Below are 22,022 nucleotides of genomic sequence, written 5' to 3'. Positions count from 1 at the left end.
CGAGCAGCCGATCGTCGGCGACGACCGCCACCGGTTCCAGTTACTCGACAGCGAACCACTCCGCTCGAGATGCTGGCGAACCGTCAACCGCAGAGACCGACCGAGGGAACGCGTGCGTCGTTGCGTCGACTCTCCCGTTCGACGTACTGTCTGTGAGATAAGAAGTAACAGAATTTTTATAGTGGATCAGTTGTTCTTAGCTCTCGTAGCTAGCAAGCTATCAATAAACGTGATATCAATGGTACAATTCCTAAACAATTCTGACTCGAGTTCGGACGAGGACCGCATTTTTCAGTGTCCGGTCTGTGGCTGTACGTACGATTCGACCGAGAGCGCGTGCGAGGAATGCTGGAGCGATCGTCTCGTCAGGATCGGTTGAACGCCCGCGGCGGTCCCTCGAGCCGCCTGCTGCGGCAGAATTAAGTGGGTGTGTAAAGTACGCTTTACTGTAAAGGAAACTTTACGACCTCTCGAAACCGACCATGACAGACGCGATATCCGCCGGACGGCAGCGACAGGAGAAACGCAAGCGCTACCGGCGGCTGATGAACTACTCGCTGGCGATCGGAATGGTTGGGCTGGTTCTCGCCACGGCGCTCTGGACCGTCGTTCCGGAATCGATCGTCGTCTTCGCCGGGGTCGTCGTCTACTGGCTCGGATTTCTGGGCTACGTCGGCGTCCGGAAGGCGACGTCGACGCCGCTGTTCGACGAACGCGAGACGGAGATCGAACTGAAAGCGTGCGGATTGACCATCGGCGCGTTCGCCTACGTCGTCGTCTTCGGCGTACCGGCGATGGTCGCGCTGTCGGTGACGGGCACGTACACGGTGCCGAGTCCGATCAGGCACGCGCTCGTTGCCTACCTCGGGCTGTTCGCCGTCTTCGGCGTCGCTTACACCTACGTCCAGCACACCCACTCATGAAAAACGACGTCCGTACGTATCGGGAGGCCGAGAATCTCAGCCAGGCGGACCTCGCCGCGACCGTGGGAGTCTCGCGCCAGACGATCAACGCGATCGAGCGCGAGCGCTACGATCCGTCGCTCGAGCTCGCGTTCAAGCTGGCCGACCACTTCGATTGCCGCATCGCGGACCTGTTCGATCCCGAGCCAGACGGAACGGACGAGTGAGAGTCGACGTCGTCCATCGTCACGGTTCGACGACGGAGAGTAACCCTTTTGCGGGACCCCTGCACACGTCCGGGTATGAGCAACTGGCCGCACGATCCCGACGGCGAGGAGGGCAGCGAGGGAATGCGCAAGTACGACATGGCGATCATCGCCAAGAAGGTCGACGAGGAGGAGGACTTCCCCCTCGAGCGCGATGAGTTCGTCGACGCCCACGGCGACGATCCGATCCGGATCAACTACGAGACGGTCGTCTCAATGGCCGATATCTTCGAGTACGTCGAACCCGAGGAGTTCGAGACGATCACCGACATGCACAAGGCCGTCGGCGCGGCGATGCGCGAGGGGAACTTCTGGGACTACCACCCGCAGGGTGCGGACCCCGAGAAGAAACACGCCTAATAAGGGCTGCTTTCCGCCGATTCCGATCAACCGCGAACGGCTGCGGTTGCATTGCACCGGGTTGCAGTCACGCCAGGCCGTCCGCACCGGCGTCGACGGCGCGGGTTCTCGCGAGGCGTTTGCATCACGAATCTGGATTACGTATCACTTATACGACGGCGCTCGGAAGGGGCGTCTACCGTGACTAATACGCAGGTTACGCTCGTTCAGATCGACAACTACGGCCCGTGGACCGTCACGCCCGAGCCGAGGCGGGAAGCCGACCTCCAGACCCTGCAATCTCGACTCTACGCCGACATCTCGCAGTTCGTCGGCAACCGCGAGGGGTACGTCTTTTTCACCCGCTTCGACAACATGATCGCCGTCACGAACGGCCTGACGATGGCCGATCACGAACTCCTCCAGGAGTCGGTCGGCAACCGGTACCCCGTGACGCTCAGTCTCGGCGTCGCGACCGGCACCACTCCCGTGCAGGCGCTCTCCGACGCGACGGCACTCGTCCAGGACGCCGGCAGCGCACAGGATAAAAACCGTCGCGAGTGCCTCGAGGGACGGACGATCGACGACGTCCACCGGACCGGCGAGGACGTCCAGATCGCACACTTCGACGTCGTCGACGCCACCGGCCAGTACACGGACGAACTCAACGCCTTCGACAGTTTCATCCACATCGAACAGGGGTACGCGGAGCTAATGCGACACATGCGATACGTCCACGACAGCCTCTCGTTTTTCGTCGGCGGCGACAACGTCATCGTCGTCTGTCCGGACCTCGGGGTCGCCGAGTACGAGGAGGCGATCGGACACGTCGAAGAGGCCGTCGACGTCGAACTTCAGGTCGGCGTCGGCAGGGGAGCGAGTGCCCACGATGCGGGGTACGCCGCGAAACACGCGCTCGAGACCTGCCGTGCCGACGGAACGCGCGTCGAACTCGAGTGGTGAGTTTTGATAACCCTTGACATTCGCCGTATGAGCGCTTAAGTGTGGCGGGAGTAGCTTTTAGCCCGCCCGAGGGTATTGTTCGCATATGGAATCGGAACTGTCTGTCAGGGACGTCCTGACGACCGAATACGTCGGTGTCAGCGAGTCAGACACCGTCCTCGGCGTGGTCCAGCTCATGCGCGAGGAGCGCGCTTCCTGCGTGCTCGTCGTCCGCGGCTCGGACCCCGTCGGCATCGTCACGGAGTGGGACGTACTCGGCGTCGTCGCCGACGAGGCCGAGCCGGCCGAGACGATCGTCGGCGACGTGATGACCACGCCGGTCATCTCGCTCCCGCCGGACCGGTCGCTCGCGGACGCGGCGACCACGATGGGACGCGAGAACATCCGCAACGTCGTCGTCGAGGACGACGAGGAGGTGCTGGGTCTGGTCACCCAGCGCGACGTCATCACCGCGGCGGGATCGTTCCAGGCGACCGCGACACCTCCGCGTGCGAGCCCCGGAGCCGAGACGATCGAGCGATCCCCCGGTGATGACGAGCCGATCGCCCAGTCGGTCAGCGAGACGACCGACGATCGCGCGCTCCCCAACGGCGGCGACGAGTTCTCCACGCAGGGCGTCTGTGAGGCCTGCGGATCGCTCGCGGACTCGCTGTGGGACGCCAACGGACAGCTGGTCTGTTCGGATTGTCGAACGGTCTGAGGGACCGATGAAAAGAGCTTTCGGACGCCACGCGCGAGTTGGCGGCGAACGATTCCGATGGACTCCGAGGTGACGATCGAACGCGCCACGGCCGACGACGTCGACGCGGTCGCACGGCTGTGGGTCCGGCTCGCTCGAGACCAGCGCGCCTACGACTCCTACGTCCTCGCCGAGGAAAACCGGGCGACGATGCGCGAGACCCTCGCGGCGTACCGACTCGAGGACGGCCTCCTCGTCGCGCGCGCCGACGGTTCGATCGCGGGGTTCGCCTCGTTTTCGGTCGAACGCGGCGCGCTCGAACTCGACGGGACGCGCGCGACGCTCTCGAATCTGTACGTCGAACCGTCGTACAGGGATCGGGGGATCGGCGCGACCCTGCTCGAGGCCGTCGAGGAATCGCTCGCGGGCCGCGGGATCGACGTCCTGACGCTCGAGGTGATGGCCGACAACGACGCGGCTCGACGATTTTACCGGCGACGGGGGTACGAGACGTTTCGCGTCGCGATGCACCGCGACCTCGAGAACCGGTCGGAAAACGACACACACTCAAAGGAGGGTCGCTAATCGACCGATAGCGCCAGGAGAGCATGGGCGGTGCATGCACTCGACTTGTAATCGAGACTTCGTGGGTTCAAATCCCACTCCTGGCTCTGTTCGGTATCCCCCAGGCCGTCGTCGCGGCTCGCCGTGCTCCGATTCTCGTGCCACCAGCGTTTCGAGTCTCCAGCCGCGGGTGTTCCGAACGGTGCTACGCGCCACGTTACAGCTCTTCGATCGAGCGGAGCTTCTGCTCGACGGCCGGCGGAGCCGCGCTCGGGCCGTCGCGGACCCGATGATCGGGGATCAAAAGCGGCGCGGGGTTCTCGTCGAGGGCGGTTCGGACCAGGATGACGTCGTCGTCGTCCTCCGGATCGAGGTCCGGCGTCATCCGGGCGAGCGTCTCGACGTCGACCTGATCGCCGTACGGGACCCCGCGAACCTGTTCGAGGACGGCTCGTTGATCCGTCGGTACCGTCAGCGCGACCTGCACGTCGTCGAACGAGACCGGCTCGATCCCGTCGAGGTACTCGAAGATCCGGTCGAGAGCGGGGTGGTCCTCCTCGGCGTCCTCGTCGGGAAGCTCCGGGAACGAGACGCTGATGACGCGGCCGCTGGCCGCACCGAGCTGTACGTATCGTCCGAGGTACGACGATTCCCGCGTGTAGATGCCGGCGTCCGTCACGTCCTCCATGGGTAGTACCTAGGCGCACGCGACTTGAATATTCGCCGGTCGGGCGTGCGAAGTGCCGCGATGGCGCAAGACTTTTGTACATATGAGTACGTCGATGTACAACAATGAACTCTGAAACCGACCTCGCTCCCGCGGTCGAGTCGATACTCGCGGCGACGCGGGAGCGGTCGGCCGAGGCGAGCGGTGACGATCCGATCTCCGTCGACGCGCGTTCGTTTTCGGACGCTGTCGAGCGAGCAACGGTGAACGGTCGCGTTCCGCTGATCGCGGAGGTCAAACCGACGAGCCCGACGGCCGACGGCACGCGGGACGACGACCCGGTCGAACTGGCGAAACGAATGGTCGAGGGCGGGGCGGCGGCGATTTCCGTCCTGACCGAGCCGACGCACTTCGGCGGCTCGCCAGAGGCGCTGGCGCGCGTCCGGGAGGCCGTCGACGTTCCCGTCCTCCGCAAGGACTTCGTACTCGAGGAGGCCGGCATGGACCTCGTCGAGGCGGATCTCTTACTGTTGATCGTCAGGTTCGTCGACGACCTCGAGTCGCTCGTCGAGGCGGCCCGGGACCGCGGCTTCCAGCCGCTCGTCGAGGTACACGACCGCCACGAACTCGAGACGGCGATCGATGCCGGCGCGACGATCGTCGGCGTGAACAACCGCGATCTGGCGCGACTCGAGGTCGACCTCGAAACGTTCGAGTCCGTCGCGCCCGCGGTACCGGAGGACGTCACGCTGATCGCCGAAAGCGGCATCTCGACGCCCGCGGACGTCCGGCGCATGCGCCAGGCCGGCGCGGACGCCCTGCTGGTCGGCAGCGCCATCATGGACCACGGCGAGCGCGAAACGAACGTGACCGAGAACACGCGTCGGCTGACGCGAGCCGACGACGGAGACGCCAGCCGGCGGCCGGAGACGACCACCAACGAGGACGACTCATGAGTACGAGCGAGCAAACGGACGAGGCGGAGAAATCGATCGACGAGGAACGGACGTTCGGCGAGTACGGCGGGCAGTACGTCCCGGAGGCGCTGATGCCCGCGGTGCTCGAACTCGAGGACGCCTACGAACGCTACGTTCTGGAGAACGAGGACGGCTTCGTGGACGAGTTTCGCGAGCGTCTGCGCGAGTTCGGCGGGCGGCCGACGCCGCTTCAGCGCGCGGATCGACTGAGCGAACGCTACGACCGCGATATCTACCTCAAGCGCGAGGATCTCGTCCACGGCGGCGCGCACAAACTGAACAACGCGCTCGGCCAGGTGTTGCTCGCGAAGTACATGGGCAAAGAGCGGATAATCGCGGAGACCGGCGCCGGCCAGCACGGCACCGCGACCGCGATGGCCGCCGCCCACCTCGAGATGCCGTGTGAGATCTACATGGGCCGGACCGACGTCAACCGCCAGCGACCGAACGTCTACCGGATGCGGATGAACGGCGCCGAGGTGAACCCGGTCGAAGCCGGCCGCGGAACGCTGAAGGAAGCGATCAACGAGACGATGCGCGACTGGGCGACGACCGTCGAGACGACCCACTACGTGATCGGTTCGATCGTCGGCCCTCACCCGTTCCCGAAGATGGTCAGGGACTTCCAGGCGGTCATCAGCGAGGAAGCCCGCGAGCAGATTCGATCGCAGGCCGGACGACTGCCGGACGCCGTCGTCGCCTGCGCCGGCGGCGGCTCGAACACGATGGGCGCGTTTCACGCGTTCGTTCCGGACGACTCGGTCGACCTCGTGGCCGTCGAAGCGGGCGGCTCGAGCCTCGAGATCGACGTCGAGGCGGGCGTCGCGCCCAACTCCGCGACGCTGTCGACGGGGACCGACGGCGTCCTCCACGGCGCGATGACGAAGCTGCTCCAGAGCGAGGACGGCCAGATCATGGAATCTCACAGCGTCAGCGCGGGACTCGACTACGCCGGCGTCGGTCCCGAACTCGCCCACCTCGTCGAAACCGGCCGCGTGACGCCCGTCACCGTCGACGACGAGGACGCCCTCGAGGCGTTCCACCGGCTCTCGCGACTCGAGGGGATCATCCCGGCGCTCGAGTCCTCACACGCGCTGGGGTATCTGGAGCGGGCGCACGAGGAACTTGGCGACCTCGTCGTCGTCAACGTCTCCGGTCGAGGCGACAAGGACCTCGAGACGGTGCTCGAGGAGACCGAAACGCGCGACCTCGAGGCCGCGCCGGACGTGGAGGTGTTCGACTCGTGAGTGGCGAGGATCGACGACCGAAGGGAGGAGAGCCTCGAGAACCCCAAACGGGGAGCGACGATCGGAAGCGATCCGTGAGTGGCGAGGATCGACGACCGAAGGGAGGAGAGCCTCGAGAACCCCAAACGGGGAGCGACGATCGGAAGCGATCCGTGAGTGGCGAGGATCGACGACCGAAGGGAGGAGAGCCTCGAGAACCCCAAACGGGGAGCGACGATCGGAAGCGATCCGTGAGTGGCGAGGATCGACGACCGAAGGGAGGAGAGCCTCGAGAACCCCAAACGGGGAGCGACGGTCGGGAGCGATCCGTGCGCGCCGACGGCAATGGCGACGAGCGCGGGTCCACGGACAGCGACGTCGAGGCGGCCATCCGCGAGAACCACCCCGCGCTCATCACCTACGTCTGCGCGGGCGATCCGTCGCTCGAGGCCACGAAGGAGTACGTCGAAGCGCTCGACCGCGGCGGCGCCGATCTGATCGAACTCGGTCTCCCCTTCTCGGAACCCATCGCGGAGGGACCGACGATTCAGGCTTCGATCAACCGCGCGCTGGCTGCCGGGACGACGCCCGAGGGCTTTTTCGAGTTGGTCGATCGCCTCGAGACCGATGCGCCGCTGCTGGTGATGACCTACTACAACATGGTTCTCCAGTACGGTCCGGCAGCGGACGTCAGGCCGTTCGTCGAACGCGCCGCCGAGGTCGGCCTCTCGGGGATCATCGTCCCCGACCTGCCCGCCGAGGAGGCCGATCCGCTGCGCGACGCCTGCGACGCGCACGGGCTCGATCTCGTCTTCATCGTCGCGCCGACGACCGAAGGCGACCGCCTCGAGGCGATCATGAGCCAGGCGTCGGGCTTCGTCTACGTCCAGGCTCGCCTCGGCACGACCGGCGCGCGCGCCGACGTCTCGAGTGCGACCCACGACGGCCTCGCCCGCCTCGCGGCGTACGACGACATACCCAGAGCGGTCGGATTCGGCGTCAGCGAGGGCGATCACGCCGCAGAGATCGTCGAGGCCGGCGCGGACGGCGTCATCGTCGGCAGCGCGCTCGTCGACATCGTCGCCGAGCACGGCGCGGACGGCGACGCTCCCGCGGCGGACGCTCTCGAGGCGAAAGCCCGCGAACTGAAAGACGGCGCGGTCCGCGGCGACGCGGACGGCGACCGAGCGCCCGAACCAGAACACCCATAACCGCAAGCTTGCTACTCTCCCGCAAATGACGACCACTGGAACACAGGCACGACTCGAGCGAATCGGTACAGACGGATCGTACGTGATCGTCCCGATGGATCACGGCATCACGATGGGTGCCGTCCGGGGACTGAAAGACATCGAATCGACGATCGACGGCGTCACCCGCGGCGGCGCGGACGCCGTCCTCACGCAGAAGGGGATCGCCCCGCGCGTCCACGACAACAAAAACGGTCAGGGGTACATCGTCCACCTCAACGGTTCGACGACGATCGGGCCCGACGAGAACGACAAGCGCCTCACCGGCACCGTCGAGGAAGCGATCCGCGCGGGAGCCGACGCCGTCTCCTTTCACATCAACGTCGGCTCCGATCACGAACCGAACCAGCTCACCCAGCTCGCCGAGGTGACCGAGGAGGCCGACCGGTTCGGTATGCCCGTCCTCGCGATGGCGTACGCACGCGGCCCCGGCGTCGACTCCACGGACCCAGAGGCGCTCGGCCACGCCGTCCGCCTCGCGGAGGAACTCGGGGCCGACGTCGTCAAGACCGGCTACAGCGGCGACGCCGACAGCTTTCAGCACGTCGTCGAGTCGACCCGCCTGCCGGTGGTCATTGCCGGCGGCTCGAAGGGAACCGACCGCGAGACGGTCGAGATGGTCCGCGGCGTCATGGACGCCGGCGGCGCGGGCGTCTCGATGGGGCGATCGATCTTCCAGCACGACGACCCCGAGGCGATCGCGCGAGCCGTCTCCGGCGTCGTTCACGACGACCTCGCGGCAGACGAAGCCCTCGAGACGGCCGGACTCGCACTCGAAGTCTGAGCGGCTCTATCTCCCTTCTCGAAGACGCACACAGCGACGCGGCCGCGGCGTTCCGGATCGCCGGTCGGCGGTGTGACTTCTCCGGACGATCGTGATACCCGTCTCGACGGCGAGACGGGGCGCTCTCAGTCGCGTCGAAGGCCGAGCGGATCGACCGCCACCAGTTCGTCGACGACCGCCGACCCCACCCGGGCGGCGTTCTCGATCGCGAGCGCGAGGCTCGCGTCGGTTCCGTCGAAGCTCTCCTCGACGCTCTCGCCCGGCGCGGATCGATCGTAGTTCGCCACCGCGCGGACGCTCAGGTACCGATCGCGTCGGCCGAAGCGCTCGAGCGCCCTCGCCGTCGCCGCGTCTTCCATCTGCGTCGTCGCGTACGGGCCGACGCCGTAGCGCGCACAGAGGTGCTCGACCTCGCGGGCGTACCGCGGGCCGTGCCAGAACTCGTCGCCGCAGACGGTCGTCCCAGTCTCGACGGTCGGCCCGTCCTCGGGCGCGTCCGGATACCGCTTCTGGTACGCGATCGCGTCGGAATCGGCGTCGAGGTCGACCCGGTGGGCAGCCTCGAGCGCCGTCTCGACGACGCGCTCCTCGAGCCGGTGGACGTAGTCCCGCGGCCGGTACGCGAGGAGGTCGATCGCTCGATCCGGATCGTCCGGTCGACCTCGAGCGCTCGGGCCGGCCCGGTCGCCGCTCCGGCCTCGAGCGCTCGAATCGCCTCGTCCATCGGGTTCGTCCCGATCGAACCCTTCGTCGCGCTCTTCGCTTCGGTCCCATCGGTGCTTTCGATCCCAGTCGACGACCGCGTCGGCCACCACGACCGACCCGAGCGGGGCCGTCTCCGGCGACGAACCCGCGATCCCACACGAGACGACGTACGCCGACTCGAGGTCGACGCCGGGAGTCGCGAGGAGTGCGGCGACGGTCGTCGCGGCGTCGCTCTTGCCGATTCCGGTCGTCGTGATCGCGCGTCCGTCGGCGGTCAGCGCCAGCGGCGCGTCGGTGCCGGGGACCGCGACGGCGTCGACGACCTCGGCGCGCTCGAGCCAGGGGCCGAGCTCGTTCAGCGGCGGCTCCGAGACGGCGGGCAGCACGAGCGCGGCCGGTCGAACGGGATCGTCCGGTTCGGGCGGGCCCGGATCGATGTCCGCGAGCGGATCGTCGTCTGTCACGTCGGAGTCGTGGTCGCCGCGATCGAAAGAATTTCCGCCTCCCCCTCCGTCGGAACGCCCGTGACGGACGGCGAGTCGCTCACGATCGACGACGAGATCGTCGCCCGGGCGCGGATCCACGCCCGCGAGGTCGTCGACGAGTACGACCTCCCGGTCGACCTGGGCGCGCTCGAGTGGGAGACGTCGGCCCGCGCCAGGCGGCGGGCGGGGGTCTGTCGGTGGAACGCGCGCCGTGAAGTGGCGACCATCGTCCTCGCGCGAAAGGCGTACGAACGCTACAGGTGGCCGGAGTTCGCGAGCGTCGTCAGACACGAGCTCGTCCACGCCTGGGAGTACCAGCAGTTCGGAACCTCCGGGCACGGGAGGAGGTTTCTCGAACGGGCGGCCGAACTCGACGCGCCGCGACACTGTCGGCGGTTCTCCGAACCGCGGTACGTGCTCCGGTGTCTCGCGGACGGCTGCGACTGGAGCGCAACGCGCCACCGCGCCTCGAGGCCGGTGAAGTCGCCGGAGCGGTACCGGTGTGGCTCCTGTGGCGACCGCTACGAGGTCGAACACGCCGAAAGCGGCCGGACGTGGACGACCGCAAGCGGCTACGGCGGCGCGAAGTCGGCGCTCGGAGAGCGCTGGTGACCGACTGCCGCTCGGGTCTCCGTCCTCGACCGACGGATCGATCCGGAGACGCGATCGGGTTCTCAGGCCGACCGGCTCCGCGGAACACTTATTCCGCTCAGCCGACCTGTGTTACCCATGGGGATACTCGAGCTGATGCTAGGGAAGTCGGGACCCGGCGAGCAGGGCGTCGAGGGACGGTCGTACACGCTGCCGAAGGAGACCCACGACTTCGTCTACCCCGTCGCGGTCAGACGCGAGGAGATCGACGCGTTCGTCCGGTTGCTCGAGGCCGAAGCCGACGCGCCGTCGTTCGAGGAGAACGTCGACGAACTCCAGGACGCGCTCGACACCGTCCTCGACGACGACGCGGTCGACGCCGAGGAGCTCGCCGAACGCGGACGAAAGCCGCGCCTCGAGACCGAACCCGTGATCCAACACTGGGACGAACGGCTCTCGGGAGACCTCGGCGTCGTCTACGCCCGTCCGGGCACGTATCCGTCGCTACTCGCGTTCGTCAAACGCTGCAAGCGACGCGACGAGGACACCGACGATCCGTTCGAGCTGCCGGAGTCGTTTCCGGACGCGGCCGCCCTGCTCGCCCGACTCGACGAGGTGTCGGACGACCAGTACCGCGCCGTGGTTCACACCGATCTCCTCGAGTCCGAATCGTAGTGCAATTCTCGATCGGGAGCGGCCGGATACCGGCGCTTGCACGAGCCATCCGGTATTCTCTCGGGATTAAATCGTTCTGGTGTCAATTATTTGTTCCGTGCGATCATAGTGATTATCGAACATATATGTTCGCTTACGTTCCATTACTGTTGTAGCCCAAATCCTCTCAGAGCGCTTTGACCCACCCCGGAACGGACGCCATTCCCTCTTTGTCCTCCCAGCCGTGCCCGCGGAGGTACGCCTCGAGATCAGTACACTCGAAGCCGAACTGCGCCTCGAGTGCGTCGACGTCGGCGCTGTAGCCGACGTCGTTGAACCACTCGCACATGACGGTGAACTCCTCGCCGAAGGAGTCGTAGGCGTCCTCGATCGGGACGTGGACGGGATCGACGTCGACGCCGGTCACGTCCGAGAGGACGTCCGCCGTCTCCGCGAGCGTCTTCTCGTCGCCGGCGAGTTCGATCCGCTCGCCGACGAACTCCTCGGGCCGTTCGAAGGCGACGGCCGCGGCCCGCCCGAGGTCGTCCGTGTCGATCATCTGCAGGGGAACGCCCTCCTCGAGGGGCAGCGCGAGCGTGCCCTCCTCGACGACGTCCTCGGCGAACGCCTCGAAGTTCTGGAAGAAGAAGACGGGCTGGAGGACGGTCAGCGGCAGATCGAGCTCCTGGGCGTACCGGTCGATCTCCCACGCGGAGTCGAAGTGCGGGACGCCGGTGTCGCGCTCGTGGCTGCCGACGCCGCTGAAGACGAACTGCTCGACGCCCTCCTCGCTCGCGACCGCCGCGATGGTTTTGCCCTGTTCTACCTGCGCGTCGTACCCATGCGTCCAGAAGTTGGTGACCGCGAAGACGGCGTCGACGTCGGCGACGTGCGGCGAGAGCGAATCCCTGTCGTTCAGGTCGCCCTCGACCATCGTCACCCCGCGGTCGGCGAGTGATTCGGCCGCCTCGCTCGAGGCGTCGCGCGTGAGACCGTAGACGTCGAACTCGGTCTCCGCCGCGAGCAGGTGATCGACGACGCTACCGCCCTGGTTGCCGGTCGCGCCGGTGACGAGGACGCTCGTCGTCACGTCAGTTCACCCCCTCGACGGACGGGGCGGTGTTCGGGGACGAGTCGTCGCGCGAGCTGGCGTCGATCGGACTGGCGTCGTCAGCTGGTTTCATTACGTTACCTGGTTCGTTATCGAACTATAAAGTCGCTCGGCGACGGCGACGACACCACCTAACGTCGGTGTTACCGGTCGTCGCGGACCGGTTGCAGTGAGTGTGCCGTTTGCAGGTGCCGGCCGCGAGAATCCGTCGCGTGGAGACGCTTTCGACGTGGACACGTCGGCGCACAAAGCCGGTCGCGAAAATTGCAGAATCGAACGGACCGTCCCGTCTCTCGGCGGGCAGGTTCATAAACGACGAAACAAATCGACCGGCTCGAGCGGGAGAGCGATCGAGCGTCGGCGACTCAGCGCGACTCGCAGATCGCGAGGAAGTTCTCGAAGATCTCGTCACCCTCCTCCGTGTGGGCGACCTCGGGGTGCCACTGGACGCCGTAGATGTCCCGATCGGTGTCGCTCATGGCCTCGACGTCGCAGACGTCGCTTTTCGCGGTCAACTCGAATCCGTCCGGGAGCGTCTTGACCTCGTCGGCGTGGCTCGCCCAGACCCTGGTCTGTGGGTGAAGCGATCCGGTGAGGGGGTCGTCCTCGTCGACGACGTCGACGGTGACGTCGGCGTAGCCGCCGTACTCGCCGCCCCCGACGCTGCCGCCGAGTTCGCGCGCGATCAGTTGCATCCCGAGACAGATGCCGAGGACGGGGACGTCGGCCTCGAGGTAATCTGGGGAGTTGCCGATCCGGTCCATGTCGGGGCCGCCCGAGAGAACGACGCCGTCGGCGTCGACCTCCGACGGCGGCGTCTCGTTGTCGATCAACTCCGTCTCGACGCCGAGATCCCGGAGCGCTCGCCGCTCGAGATGCGTGAACTGCCCGTGGTTGTCGACCACGACGATCTTCGTCATTGGCGGCCTCTAGCCATCGATCCGGTAAAAACCGCCCGATCGGCGGTGACGGCAAACCGGGTCGCCGGCTCCGGTACGTTTATGCGGTCGCTGACGAACGACCACGTATGGCAGTCGATCTCGCTACGTTCGAGCATCCGTCGTGGACCACCGCAGCGGGGACGATCGTCGGCTACCTCCTGATCCTCGCGCTGCTGACGGTCGCGCTGTTTATCGTCCCCTGGCTCGTCTTCGCGACGCTGTAGGGGCCGTTCTCGGGTCCACCGACACAATCTTTGCTCGAGGCCGTGAGACGTTCGTACATGACAGCGTCCGCCATCGACTTCGACCTTCTCGGGGAGCTGACGGAGACGAGCGGCGTCCCCGGCTACGAGGATCGCATCCGCGAGATCGTCGTCCGGGAGTTCGAGGGAACCGTCGACGACGTTCGAACCGACGCGATGGGAAACGTCGTGGGGACGATCGAAGGCGACTCCGACTACTCGGTCGCCGTCGCGGCCCACATGGACGAGATCGGTTTCATGGTTCGTCACGTCCGCGGCGACGAGGACGGCTTCGGCTTCGTCGAACTCGACGCGCTGGGCGGGTGGGACGCCCGCGTCCTGAAAGCCCAGCGCGTGACGATCCACGCCGAAGACGGCGACGTCCCCGGCGTCATCGGCTCGCCGCCGCCACACACCCTGGACGAAGACGAGCGCGAGAAGACACCCGACGTCGAGGACGTCTTCGTCGACCCCGGCCTCCCCTACGCGGAACTCGAAGAGCGCGTTTCGCCGGGTGACCTCGTCACGATGGACCAGACGACCGAGCGCGTCGGCGAGACGATCACCGGCAAGGCCCTCGACGATCGGATCTGCCTGTTCGCGATGCTCGAGGCGGCCCGTCGGATCGACGATCCCGCGGTGACGATCCACTTCTGTGCGACGGTCCAGGAGGAAGTCGGTCTGCGGGGCGCTCGGGCACTCGGCGTCGACGTCGACCCCGACCTCGCGATCGCCCTCGACGTCACCGTCGCCAACGACGTTCCCGGCTTCAAAAGCGGCGAGCACGTCACCGACCTCGGCGAGGGGACGGCGATCAAGCTCAAGGACTCGAGCGTCATCACGAACCCGAAGGTCCACCGCCGAATGAAAGCCGTCGCCGAGGAGGAAGGCATCGACTACCAGCTCGAGGTGTTGCCCGCCGGCGGCACCGATACGGCCGGCTTCCAGCACGCCGCGGGCGCGAAACCGGTCGGCGCGATCTCGGTACCGACGCGCTATCTCCACACCGTGACCGAAACCGCCCACGTCGACGACGTGGCGGCGACGATCGACTTACTCGAGGCGGTTCTGGAGACCGAAACCGGCGATCACGACTACACCCTCTGACAGCCTCCCGGCGCGAACGTCGGAGCGTTCCGGACGGGGGGACGGCGTCCGTCACCGAACGAGCGACCGGTCACCGGAACAACTCGAGCACCGTCAGCGTCTCGAAGGGGAACGACTCGTCGGCGACCGCGGCGGCGCTAAATCCCTCCCGGCCGGCGCGTTCGACCACGCTTTCGACGCCGGTGAGGCTGCTGACGAGTAGGTAGACGACGCCGCCCGGCGCGAGCACCCGACCGACGGTCTCGAGAAACGGGTCGATGACGGCCCGGCCGTCCTCGCCGCCCGACAGCGCCCGCTCCATCCAGTCGTCCCACTCCGCGTCGGGGTCGGTCGGCAGGTACGGCGGATTGAACAGGACGGCGTCGAACGCGCCGTCGACGAACGGCGACACGAGGTCCGCCCGCACCGCCTCGAGCCCCTTCGCGCTCGCCTGTCGAACCGCGTGGGGGTTGAGATCGGACGCGATCACGCGCGCGTCCGTCCCGTCTGCGACGCGGGCGGCGACGTAGCCGGAGCCGGTACCGACCTCGAGAACGGTCGGTCCGTCGTCCGCAGCGGGACCGCGTCCGCGGTCGTCTTCGAGTTCGTCCCTCTCTCCGTCTCGGTGGGACAGCCGCTCGCAGGCGACCCGTGCGAGCAGTTCCGAATCCTCCGCCGGCTGGTAGACGTCGGTTTCGAGGCCGCGTCGCGTCGCGAGATCAGTCATTGTCCTCCGGCTGGGTCATCCGGTACTCGCGGCCGGTCGGTTCGTCCTCGTCGGGACCGTCGGCGTCGACGCCGCTTTCGAGTCGAACGTCCGTTCCAGCGCGACTCGAGAGCTGTCGCTGCGGGAACGGGATGGCGATCCCCTCGTCCCGGAACCGCCGTTTGATCGCGTTGATCGCGGCGGTTCGAGCCTCCCACCGGCGCTTCGAACTCGGTCTGTCGATCCAGAAGCGGACGCCGAGGACGACGGCCGAATCGTCGAAGCGCTTGGTGACGACCTGGGCGCCGGGTGCCGACAGCGAGTGCTCGAGGTCGGAGACCGTCTCGGCCGCGAGCTCGGCTGCCCGTTCGACGTCGCTGTCGTAGTCGACGCCGACCTCGATCTCGATGCGGAGCCGGCCGCGTTTCGATCGGTTGGTCACCATGCTCGCCGAGACGAGGTCGTTCGGCACCATGACGTACTCGCCGTCGAACGACCGGATCCGCGTGTTGACGATCGAGATGTCGGTGACGATCCCCTCCTCGCCTTCGACTTCGATCCAGTCGCCGATCTCGAACGGCCGATCGAACATCAGGACGAATCCCGCCAGCACCGTTCCGAGCGTCTGTCTGGCGGCCATGCCGACGACGATGCCGAGGAAGCCGGCCCCGACGAGCAGTCCGCTGAGATCGTCGATCCAGACGCCCAGAACGACGACGAGCGCGACCGACCAGATGACGACCTGCGTCACGCGGTGTGTGATTTCGCGCTGGTGATCCGTCACGGCCGACGACGAGCCCAGCAGTTCGTCGAGCAGCCGCTTGACGAACCGTCGGAAGATCAGCGTCCCCACGACGAGGACGAACGTGACGATCGCACGGGCGACGATCTCGCCGCCGACGTCGAGTTCGTCGTACCCCTGCCGGATCGTGTCGGTCTGTTCCCAGACGCCGACGACGACGGCGAGCGTGAACACGAACGTCCCGGTGAGAAGCACCGTGGAGAGGACGTCCCCGTACAGCGGCTTGGTGCGCTCGCCCACCCGCGCCTGAACCGACCGATACGAGAGGAGCACGGCGATCAACAATCCGGCCGCGGCCACCGTCACCGCGATCCGGAGTTCCGTCCGCTGGACGGACTCCGCAAGCCAGTCGAGTCCCGCCAGGAGTTCGGACATATCGCTTCGTCTCTCGGCCCCTCGTCCGCGCAGCTTTGAGTATTCGTCGGTCGGCGTCGATCCCCGGTCGACCGCCGCGAGGGTCGCGTTCGCACCTCGAGTCGGTCGCTCACCGGGATCTCACGGACGTCCCGTCGACACCGAGCGACGACCGGTCACTCGCGGTCCGGCGCGCCGACCTCGAGTGCGAGCTGTGCGAGTTCCGCGAACGCCGCGGGCGACATCGCGTCGGCTCGCTTTCGCAGGACGTCGGCGTCGGCGGCGTCGACGACCGCGTCGGGCTCCGACAGCCCGGAGATGTGAGCCGTGTTTCTGATCGCGTTGCGGATCGTCTTTCGTCGCTGGGTGAACAGCGCCTTGACGAATCGCAGGAAGAACTCCTCGTCGTCGACTTCGTAGTCGGGCTCGCGGGGAACCGCGCGAATCACCGCGCTCTGGACCGCCGGCGGCGGCGAGAACGCTTCTTTCGGCACCGATTCGACGATCTCCACGTCCGCGTAGTGCTGGGTGGACACCGAGAGCCTGCCGTACTCGGACGTTCCCGGCCCGGCGACCATCCGTTCGGCGAACTCCCGTTGGAACATCAACACGAGCGGCCGCCCCTCGGGGAGCAACCGGAACGCGATCTCGCTCGAGACGCCGTAGGGGAGGTTCGAGACGGAGGCGGTAAACGCCGGCAGGTCGACGGAGAGTGCGTCCCCCTCTATCACCGACAAGCGATCGGCCTCGATCTCGCGTGCGAACTCCTCGCGAAGGAACGCGGCCAGCTCGCGATCGCGCTCGACGACGGTCACGTGGCCGCCGTTCGTCTCGGCAGCTGCGCCGTCGCCGGCGTCGGTACCTGCGTCGCGTCCCATCGAGAGCAGCCGATCGGTCAGCGCCCCCGTCCCGCCGCCGATCTCGAGGACGTGCGAGGCGTCGGCGTCGATCTCCTCGAGGTAGGTCGGGAGCCGGTCCAGCACCCGATCGTCGACGAGAAAGTGCTGGTCGCGATCCGGATCGCCGCGAACGCCGGCACGGGCGATCAGCGCGTCGGGATCTCTCGGGTTCATCGTCGGTGGTTCGAGTGCGCCGCGTGTAAACGCACCGTCTCGCGGACGACCGCGGCGATCCGTCCGTTCGACGGTCGATCACGCCGTTTCTCGTTCGACGTCGGCCCCGCTCTCACGCCCGTTCGACGTCGGCTCCGCGCTCGCGTCCGCTCGACCGTCGCTGCACCGATGCCCGGTCACCGTCGCTCTCGCATCGCTTACAGCGATTTCTCGATCACGTACCCCCACCGCTCGTAGCCTCGATCCTCGTAGTAGCGGTGTACGTCGGTCTTCTCGAGCGGCGACGCGAGCGCGACGTGTTCGCAGTCGTGTTCGTCGGCCCAGCTCTCGACGAACGAGACGAGTGCGCTCCCGTGGCCCTCGCCCCGACGGGACTCGGCGACGACGAGGTCGTAGAGCCAGGCGTGGCGAGCGTGGTGGAGCACGTCTCGGACGAGAACGCCCGCGACGCCGACGAGCTCGCCGTCGTCGAACCGGCCGAACAGCCGGTAGTCGTCCTCGCCCGTCCACTCGAGGATCTCCTCGGCGTCGGCGTCGCTCCAGAGCTGTTGCATGATCGGGACCGCCGCCTCCCGGTCGGCGTCGGTCGAAAGCAGTCGAACGTCCATACCACGACGTGGAGACCGACGGCGGAAATAGATTACACCGCTACGGAATGTGCTACCGGATGGCTCGGTCGGAGAACTCGACTCCGGTCGGCTACTTCACTGCGTTCGACCCTGCTCTTCGTGGCGGCCGACGAACGTCTGGTACTTCAGGTCGTCGTCGCGCAGTTCCTCCAGGATGCGTTCGACGAGAATGTCGTCGGGATCGTGCAGCCCGGAGACGCGCTCCGACAGCTCCTCGAAGCTCTCGAACGGCTTTCGCTTTCGCTCGTCGAGGATGCCGTTTCGGAGCTTCTTCCCGATTCCCGGCAGGAGATTCAGCTGATGTAGACGCAGGGTGATCGGCTGGGCGTCGTTGTAGAAGTCGACGAACCGCTCTTCGTTCTCCTCGACGACGTCGGCGACGACGTACTCGAGTTCCGATTTCGCACCCGAAGAGAGGTCCTCGTACTCGACGCGGCTGCACTCGGTGACGACGTCGCGCTCGTCGGCCGGCTCGACGACGACTTCGCTGCCGATCGTGAGCCGTTCGTCTTCGTCGAAGGCGACCTGGTAGAGCTGGAAGTCGTCGATCTCGAGTGCGTACCCTGCGGGGGACTTTTCGTACTGCGGTCGTCCGTCGTCCGACAACCCGTGTGCGAGGTAATCCAACACGACCGCGCGGCGAACGTCCGTCCCGTCGCTGTCGGCTTCGCTCATTGTCACTCGATACGGCGACGGCCTACTTAAAGAGTCGGCCCGCTTTCAGGCGTACTGTGCGACGACGTTGAGTATCTCGTCGAGTTCGTCTCCGGACAGCGAGTACCGCTGCTGTGCGTACACCGATCGGAGCTCGTCCCGGTTTCGGGGAATGAGGTTCGCGATCTTGTACGCGGTCGCCTCGTCGACCTTCTCGAGTTCTCGAAGGTCGTCGACGAGGCTCTGTGCTTCCTCGGGCTCGAGGGTCGTAAAGCGGTTGACGTGCTCGATCGCCCGCGCGAGTTCGTACGGCAACTCGCGATCCTCGTCCAGTGCGCGCTCGGCTTCGATGTCGGCGAGGAGTTCCTTGGTTTCCGAAACCGTCAGAAACTCCTCGTCGACGATCTCTTTGAAGATCGTCATACCAGTCTCCGTCTCAGACGCGGTCTTCGGAGCGGTCCTGTGCGCGCAGGTGGGCGGCCGTCACGATCAGCGTCTTCTCCTTGCCGCCGTCTTTGATCTGTACTTTGAACGCCTTCCCCTGTTTCCCGACGACTTCGCCGGTTCGACCGTCGAATCGGGGATGGAACCGACCCTTGTGAACGCTGGGGTCGATCTTCAGGTGTACTTTTTCGCCGTTCTCGTACTGCTGGATCGCGCGCTGGGGCGGGGAGGATCCCCGATCTCGCGGATCGTTCGACAGCTTCTTCCGGGTTCCCTGACGAGGTCCACTGGAGTTGGGCATAGTCGTACGACCCTCTTACTTGGTGACGGTTATAAAACGCACGTTCCGGGTTCGCCGGAATCGGCCGGCCGATTGCTATCACCGGACGGCCGGAGGGACAAACGTAACGTGCGTCGGTGCCGTCGTCGGCGTATGGACGACCCGGACGACGACGACGGGTATCGGTTCGAGACGCGCTCGATTCACGCCGGACAGGACCCCGACGAGGAGACCGGCGCGCTGATGACGCCCATTCACGCCAACTCGACCTACGAACAGGACGCGCCGGGCGAGCACCGCGGCTACGAGTACTCCCGGACCGGCAACCCGACTCGAACCGACCTCGAGGCGAACCTCGCGAGCCTCGAAAACGCCGAGTACGGACGGGCGTTCTCGAGCGGGATGGCCTCGATCAACACCGTCTTGAATCTGCTCTCGGCCGGCGACCACGTCGTGACGGGCAACGACGTCTACGGCGGCACCCACCGCCTCTTCACGCAGGTGTACGAGGAGTACGACCTCGAGTTCTCGTTCGTCGATATGACAGATCCCGAGGCGATCGAGGCGGCGTTTCGTTCGGAAACGGAGCTGCTGTGGCTCGAGACGCCGACGAACCCGCTCATGTCCATCGTCGACGTGGAGGGGGCGGCCGAAATCGCGCACGCGAACGACGCGCTCTGTGCGATCGACAACACGTTCGCGACGCCGTACCTCCAGCGCCCGCTCGATCACGGCGCGGACGTCGTCTCCCACTCGCTGACGAAGTACCTCGGCGGCCACTCCGACGTCGTCGGGGGCGCGCTGGTGACCAACGACGAGACGCTCGACGAGCGCTTCGGCTTCCACCAGAACGCCGTCGGCGCGACGCCCGGCCCCTTCGAGTGCTTTCTCGTCCTCCGGGGTACCAAGACCCTCCCCGTCCGAATGGACCGCCACTGTGAGAACGCCCGCGCGCTCGCGTCGTGGCTGCAGGATCACCCGGACGTCGACCGCGTCTACTACCCCGGACTCGAGTCCCACCCCGGCCACGAGATCGCGCGCCGGCAGATGGACGACTTCGGCGGCATGCTGAGTTTCGAACTCGACGCCACGCTCGAGGAGGCGAGCGCCGTCGTCTCGAACACGGAGGTGTTCACCCTCGCGGAGAGCCTCGGCGGCGTCGAGAGTCTGATCGAACAGCCGGCGCCGATGACCCACGCCGCGATCCCCCGCGATGAACGCCTCGAGGCCGGCCTCACCGACGGCCTGATTCGCGTCTCCGTCGGCATCGAGCACGTCGACGACCTCACCGGCGACCTCGAGCGGGCGATCGACGCGGCGCTTTCCTGATCGCGATCTCCGGTTCCTCGAGGCGCGTTCTCCTCCCGACCCCTTCCGAAAGACGGCTCGGACCGCCTGTCGAACCGACGTATCGGGGCGATCGCGACCGCCCGGCGGATCCACCGGGACCGGCGGACGGCAGGCCGGCTCACTCCTCGACGACCCGTCCCGCGAGATAGTTCCCGATCCTGTCGTTCGTCGCCTGCGTTTGCTTGCAGAAGGTGACGACCCGGTCGTCGTCCTCGCGTCGGTCCGTTTCGATCTCGAGGTGGAGACCCTGTCCGCGGAGGTGTTCGAACAGGACGTCGACCGCCTCGGGACTCGCCCGGACGGTGTGTCGCTCGCCGACCGTCTCTCCCGCCTCGACGGTCAGAATAGACTCCCGCATCGACAACAGGATGGCCTCACCCAGGTCGTGAGCGCGCTCGCGTGCGACCGACTCGGACTCCGCCCACTCGACCGACTGAAACGCCTCGCGGATAAGGCGGCGGAACATGAACGGCTGACCGTAGTCGAACGGGAGCGAGAAGGCGTACGCGAGATCGTCCCGGTTGGAAGCGGCCGTGGTGTACTTCAGTTGCATCGTCCCGTCGGACGACTGCATCACGATCCCCTCGCGACCGTCGGCGTCCAGTCTGTCGACGATCGTCCGAACCGCGTCCGCCTCGTCGATCCCGTAGAATCCGAACGACGGCGTTTGCGGGACGTCGAACCGCTCGTAGCGGGATCGGCGTTCGCGGACGGCGAGGGGATCGCCGGATCGTCGGTCTCGCCAGTCGAACGCCCGAAACGCGAGCGAGTCGACGTCCGGATAGTCGTGGGCCGTGTAGGGGTTCTCCGGACCGATTACCTCCCCGCAGACCATCGCGCTCGGGTGGCGCTCGAACAGCGCCTCGAGGTCGACCAGCCGCTCGAGCATCCGCGTCGTGAACGGACAGATCATCCCGCTTCGCGAGAGCGCGAGGATCTCGCCGCCGACCCGGACGGCGCGGATATTGTAGCCGTTTACCTTCTCCTCGACGACGAACTCGTCGTCGAACGCCGTCGGAATCCCCGACTCGAGGACGAGCGTTCGGGGGACCTTCGGGAAGCCGCGAACCACGTCCCCGTCGATCAGGGCGGTCCCGCGCTCGACGCCGCGACGGTACTCCGACACGTGCCGGTACTCGAGCCCGTCGTAGTCGCGGCGCTCGAGGTGGTCCTCGAGACCCTGGAACGCGGATCGGCCGATGCCGAGCAGTCTGTGGTACTCGGTGTCACCCATGAAGGGACGCTACGGGGACGAGCGGCAAGAAGGCGTACCCGCGGTCCGACGTCGTCCGTCCGTC

27 protein-coding genes and 1 tRNA gene are annotated in these 22,022 nt (G+C 66.6%); 16 read left to right on the top strand and 12 right to left on the bottom strand.

Annotated features, from left to right (window positions below; genetic code table 11):
- Positions 1-482 precede the first annotated feature (482 nt).
- The 7 genes from EA472_RS00255 to EA472_RS00225 all read left to right on the top strand — a co-directional run bounded on the left by EA472_RS00255 (position 483) and on the right by EA472_RS00225 (position 3,820).
- On the top strand, positions 483-923 hold the full coding sequence (locus tag EA472_RS00255; protein WP_124189518.1) for a hypothetical protein: 441 nt from the start codon (positions 483-485) through the stop codon (positions 921-923).
- Positions 920-1,129, top strand: a complete 210-nt coding sequence (locus EA472_RS00250; RefSeq protein ID WP_124189517.1) for a helix-turn-helix transcriptional regulator — start codon at positions 920-922, stop codon at positions 1,127-1,129. The genes EA472_RS00255 and EA472_RS00250 overlap by 4 nt, the downstream gene beginning before the upstream one ends.
- Before the next feature lie 75 nt (positions 1,130-1,204).
- Positions 1,205-1,528, top strand: a complete 324-nt coding sequence (locus EA472_RS00245; protein WP_124189516.1) for a DUF5785 family protein — start codon at positions 1,205-1,207, stop codon at positions 1,526-1,528.
- A gap of 180 nt (positions 1,529-1,708) precedes the next feature.
- The gene (locus tag EA472_RS00240) at positions 1,709-2,470 is read left to right on the top strand and encodes a GTP cyclohydrolase III (RefSeq protein ID WP_124189515.1); all 762 of its coding nucleotides are present in this window, start codon (positions 1,709-1,711) and stop codon (positions 2,468-2,470) included.
- Positions 2,471-2,555: 85 nt separating this feature from the next.
- On the top strand, positions 2,556-3,170 hold the full coding sequence (locus EA472_RS00235; protein WP_124189514.1) for a CBS domain-containing protein: 615 nt from the start codon (positions 2,556-2,558) through the stop codon (positions 3,168-3,170).
- Positions 3,171-3,227: 57 nt separating this feature from the next.
- Entirely contained in the window at positions 3,228-3,734 is a 507-nt protein-coding gene (locus EA472_RS00230) for a GNAT family N-acetyltransferase (RefSeq protein WP_124189513.1), read from the top strand.
- Between the two features lie 12 nt (positions 3,735-3,746).
- A tRNA-Thr gene (locus tag EA472_RS00225) sits at positions 3,747-3,820 on the top strand.
- Between the two features lie 110 nt (positions 3,821-3,930).
- Here EA472_RS00225 and EA472_RS00220 read toward each other — a convergent pair.
- Positions 3,931-4,401, bottom strand: coding sequence for an MGMT family protein (locus tag EA472_RS00220; RefSeq protein ID WP_124189512.1), 471 nt, complete (start codon positions 4,399-4,401; stop codon positions 3,931-3,933).
- Positions 4,402-4,505: 104 nt separating this feature from the next.
- Between EA472_RS00220 and trpC the strand changes: the two genes are divergently transcribed.
- The 4 genes from trpC (at position 4,506) to EA472_RS00200 (ending at position 8,617) form a co-directional block, all read left to right on the top strand.
- Entirely contained in the window at positions 4,506-5,336 is an 831-nt protein-coding gene (trpC, locus tag EA472_RS00215) for an indole-3-glycerol phosphate synthase (RefSeq protein ID WP_124189511.1), read from the top strand.
- Positions 5,333-6,604: a tryptophan synthase subunit beta gene (gene trpB / locus EA472_RS00210; RefSeq protein WP_124189510.1), complete on the top strand. Its 1,272-nt coding sequence runs from the start codon at positions 5,333-5,335 to the stop codon at positions 6,602-6,604. Before trpC ends, trpB begins: the two co-directional genes overlap by 4 nt.
- 308 nt (positions 6,605-6,912) lie before the next feature.
- Positions 6,913-7,794 (top strand): tryptophan synthase subunit alpha, encoded by an 882-nt coding sequence (gene trpA, locus EA472_RS00205; RefSeq protein ID WP_394341333.1) that lies wholly within the window; start codon positions 6,913-6,915, stop codon positions 7,792-7,794.
- 25 nt (positions 7,795-7,819) lie between these two features.
- Entirely contained in the window at positions 7,820-8,617 is a 798-nt protein-coding gene (locus tag EA472_RS00200; protein ID WP_124189508.1) for a 2-amino-3,7-dideoxy-D-threo-hept-6-ulosonate synthase, read from the top strand.
- A 125-nt stretch (positions 8,618-8,742) separates the two neighbouring features.
- Here the strand turns inward: EA472_RS00200 and EA472_RS00195 are convergent, their stop codons facing one another.
- Entirely contained in the window at positions 8,743-9,786 is a 1,044-nt protein-coding gene (locus EA472_RS00195; protein WP_124189507.1) for a phosphorylase family protein, read from the bottom strand.
- Between the two features lie 60 nt (positions 9,787-9,846).
- Here EA472_RS00195 and EA472_RS00190 point away from each other — a divergent pair, with 60 nt between their 5' ends.
- Together EA472_RS00190 and EA472_RS00185 are read left to right on the top strand one after the other, a co-directional pair.
- Positions 9,847-10,419, top strand: coding sequence for a SprT family zinc-dependent metalloprotease (locus EA472_RS00190; RefSeq protein ID WP_124189506.1), 573 nt, complete (start codon positions 9,847-9,849; stop codon positions 10,417-10,419).
- 117 nt (positions 10,420-10,536) lie between these two features.
- Positions 10,537-11,073, top strand: a complete 537-nt coding sequence (locus EA472_RS00185) for a hypothetical protein (protein ID WP_124189505.1) — start codon at positions 10,537-10,539, stop codon at positions 11,071-11,073.
- Between the two features lie 166 nt (positions 11,074-11,239).
- Here EA472_RS00185 and EA472_RS00180 read toward each other — a convergent pair whose 3' ends face one another.
- Both EA472_RS00180 and EA472_RS00175 read right to left on the bottom strand, forming a co-directional pair.
- Positions 11,240-12,142, bottom strand: a complete 903-nt coding sequence (locus EA472_RS00180; protein ID WP_124189504.1) for an NmrA/HSCARG family protein — start codon at positions 12,140-12,142, stop codon at positions 11,240-11,242.
- Between the two features lie 386 nt (positions 12,143-12,528).
- Positions 12,529-13,083 carry a GMP synthase subunit A gene (locus EA472_RS00175; protein ID WP_124189503.1) on the bottom strand — a complete coding sequence of 185 codons (555 nt, stop codon included), beginning with the start codon at positions 13,081-13,083 and terminating at the stop codon, positions 12,529-12,531.
- Positions 13,084-13,190: 107 nt separating this feature from the next.
- Here EA472_RS00175 and EA472_RS22270 point away from each other — a divergent pair, with 107 nt between their 5' ends.
- Together EA472_RS22270 and EA472_RS00170 are read left to right on the top strand one after the other, a co-directional pair.
- Positions 13,191-13,328 carry a hypothetical protein gene (locus tag EA472_RS22270; RefSeq protein WP_165874778.1) on the top strand — a complete coding sequence of 46 codons (138 nt, stop codon included), beginning with the start codon at positions 13,191-13,193 and terminating at the stop codon, positions 13,326-13,328.
- A gap of 57 nt (positions 13,329-13,385) precedes the next feature.
- The gene (locus EA472_RS00170; RefSeq protein WP_124189502.1) at positions 13,386-14,453 is read left to right on the top strand and encodes a M42 family metallopeptidase; all 1,068 of its coding nucleotides are present in this window, start codon (positions 13,386-13,388) and stop codon (positions 14,451-14,453) included.
- Positions 14,454-14,523: 70 nt separating this feature from the next.
- Here the strand turns inward: EA472_RS00170 and EA472_RS00165 are convergent, their stop codons facing one another.
- The 7 genes from EA472_RS00165 to EA472_RS00135 form a co-directional block, all read right to left on the bottom strand.
- Complete coding sequence (locus tag EA472_RS00165; protein ID WP_124189501.1) at positions 14,524-15,159, bottom strand: HemK2/MTQ2 family protein methyltransferase; 636 nt, start codon at positions 15,157-15,159, stop codon at positions 14,524-14,526.
- Positions 15,152-16,315, bottom strand: coding sequence for a mechanosensitive ion channel family protein (locus EA472_RS00160; RefSeq protein WP_124189500.1), 1,164 nt, complete (start codon positions 16,313-16,315; stop codon positions 15,152-15,154). Before EA472_RS00160 ends, EA472_RS00165 begins: the two co-directional genes overlap by 8 nt.
- Positions 16,316-16,470: 155 nt before the next feature.
- Positions 16,471-17,367, bottom strand: a complete 897-nt coding sequence (locus EA472_RS00155; protein WP_124189499.1) for a 16S ribosomal RNA methyltransferase A — start codon at positions 17,365-17,367, stop codon at positions 16,471-16,473.
- Between the two features lie 197 nt (positions 17,368-17,564).
- The gene (locus tag EA472_RS00150) at positions 17,565-17,975 is read right to left on the bottom strand and encodes a GNAT family N-acetyltransferase (RefSeq protein WP_124189498.1); all 411 of its coding nucleotides are present in this window, start codon (positions 17,973-17,975) and stop codon (positions 17,565-17,567) included.
- A gap of 96 nt (positions 17,976-18,071) precedes the next feature.
- Positions 18,072-18,671 (bottom strand): DUF655 domain-containing protein, encoded by a 600-nt coding sequence (locus EA472_RS00145; protein ID WP_124189497.1) that lies wholly within the window; start codon positions 18,669-18,671, stop codon positions 18,072-18,074.
- 45 nt (positions 18,672-18,716) lie between these two features.
- Positions 18,717-19,073, bottom strand: a complete 357-nt coding sequence (locus EA472_RS00140) for an RNA polymerase Rpb4 family protein (protein WP_124189496.1) — start codon at positions 19,071-19,073, stop codon at positions 18,717-18,719.
- Between the two features lie 13 nt (positions 19,074-19,086).
- A complete protein-coding gene (locus EA472_RS00135) occupies positions 19,087-19,395 on the bottom strand; it encodes a 50S ribosomal protein L21e (RefSeq protein WP_124189495.1) in 309 nt (102 codons plus the stop codon).
- Positions 19,396-19,527: 132 nt separating this feature from the next.
- Between EA472_RS00135 and EA472_RS00130 the strand changes: the two genes are divergently transcribed.
- Positions 19,528-20,703, top strand: coding sequence for a cystathionine gamma-synthase (locus EA472_RS00130; RefSeq protein WP_124189494.1), 1,176 nt, complete (start codon positions 19,528-19,530; stop codon positions 20,701-20,703).
- 139 nt (positions 20,704-20,842) lie between these two features.
- On the opposite strand, the gene EA472_RS00125 is transcribed toward EA472_RS00130, so the two are convergent.
- Positions 20,843-21,958, bottom strand: coding sequence for an RNA ligase (locus EA472_RS00125; protein ID WP_124189493.1), 1,116 nt, complete (start codon positions 21,956-21,958; stop codon positions 20,843-20,845).
- Positions 21,959-22,022: the final 64 nt, after the last annotated feature.

This window comes from Natrarchaeobius oligotrophus (assembly GCF_003841465.1).
GTDB classification, from domain to species: domain Archaea; phylum Halobacteriota; class Halobacteria; order Halobacteriales; family Natrialbaceae; genus Natrarchaeobius; species Natrarchaeobius oligotrophus.
This window is presented reverse-complemented; position numbering and strand designations above follow the sequence as displayed.